General features: G+C 39.2%; 1 protein-coding gene. It reads right to left on the bottom strand.

Features of this window, described 5'->3' with window-relative positions:
• Nucleotides 1-45: 45 nt before the first annotated feature.
• Nucleotides 46-1,619, bottom strand: a protein-coding gene (locus ACR65F_RS18135; RefSeq protein WP_440505356.1) for an IS3 family transposase whose coding sequence is annotated in 2 segments (ribosomal slippage) — nt 46-965 and nt 965-1,619 — 1,575 coding nt in all. Because the reading frame shifts where the segments join, the coding sequence is not laid out codon by codon here.
• Nucleotides 1,620-1,686: the final 67 nt, after the last annotated feature.

Below are 1,686 nucleotides of genomic sequence, written 5' to 3' on the forward strand. Positions count from 1 at the left end.
TGAACTGCTCCCTGTCAAGTAGACAGTGGAAATAATAAAAAATCGTTAAGCGGCTTGAGCTCTGAATTCTAAAGGGCTTAAGCCGTTTAATCGTTTTTGGTAACGACTTGTATTATAGAAGTGAATATACGAGGCAATCGCCCCTTCCAACTCCTCGTAAGTGTGAAACTTGCTTAAATAATACATTTCACATTTCAAAGAGCCCCAAAACCCTTCGATTGGCGCATTATCTAGACAACGACCAGGACGTGACATGCTATGGATCATATTTGCCTTGTCTGTTATTCGTTTAAAACCTTTTGATGTATACTGATACCCGCGATCGCTATGAATGAGCGGACGTGCCCAAAATGGCAGTTTCTGAATGGCGGGGGTTATCGTCTCAAACACAAGTGGATTATTATTCGAGCGACCCAATCGATAGCTAACGATTGATCCATCATATAAATCAATAATCGCACTTAAATAAGCCTTTTTTCCGACACCATATTTGAATTCCGTCACATCCGTGCACCATTTTTCGTTCGGCTTGTCTGCTTTAAATTCGCGTTTTAATAGATTGTCTGCGACATGGTCAGCCTTTGTTTTGCGATAACCTTTCCGTTTTCGGCGAATCACCGACTGTAAATGATGTGTGCGCATAATCCGGTAAATGCGCTTCTCATTAATTAGGGGTTGATTGGCCAATACTCGATAACGGTTAATTGTTAAAGTTACACGACGATAGCCATATATGCCTTTTACTTGTTGCGTAAGTAGCTGAATCCCAGCCCATAGCCGCTCATTTTCCAACTCCCTCGCTGGAGCTGTTCGATGAAGCCATTTGTAGTACGCAGCACGCGAAACACCCGCAATTTCACAGAGTAAAATAATCGCTAGCTGTGTTTCTTGATGCAACTCTTGAATCGCTAGATAGCGCTGTTGTAAATAGATTTGACTTAATGATGCCTCCTTTCGATTTCCGCTAACTTTTTTAAAAATAGATTTTCTCCGCGTAATCGTTCATTTTCACGCTCGATTCGTTTGATTTCTATTTGTAGTTTTTCTTCTGCTGTTAACTCAATTACTTCTTTAGTGCGTCCGCGGCGATCATGTAAACCAGCTTCACCAATTGCTTCAAATTTCTTTACCCATTGGTAAGTCTGTTGGTAGGAAACTCCGTACGTTTCAGCCGTTGCTTGATAATCTTTCTGATGTCTTAAACAATGATTGACAATTTGAATACGTTCTTCAAGCGTTGTTTTTCTTCCCTTAGTCATAGTTCGGCTCCTTCCTTTACCCGAATCTTTTACCTCACTATGACTAGTATACTTTTTTACCCATTTTCTTAAAACAGAATCGCTACTAATGTTATATTTTTTAAGAATCTCAAGACGCGGTAAATCCTTGTGTAGAAAGTCTTCAACCGCATACAATTTCAATTCCTTCGAATATTTTTTCCAGGTAGTCGATTCGATTAGCCCATCCACACCATCTTGATTTAATTTCATTTTCCATTGTTTAATCGTTTTTATAGCGACAGAGAACTTTTCACATAATTCTCTTTGGGAATAGTCCCCTTCATTTAACAGATGAAGAATTTGTAGTTTCTCTTCAACGGAATGGTTACTTCTGGCCATAAAAAATACTCCCCTTAGGTCAACAGATTTTATTTTTTAATCTGTCTACCTTATGGGGAGCATATCA

Source organism: Sporosarcina sp. SAFN-010 (assembly GCF_059415065.1).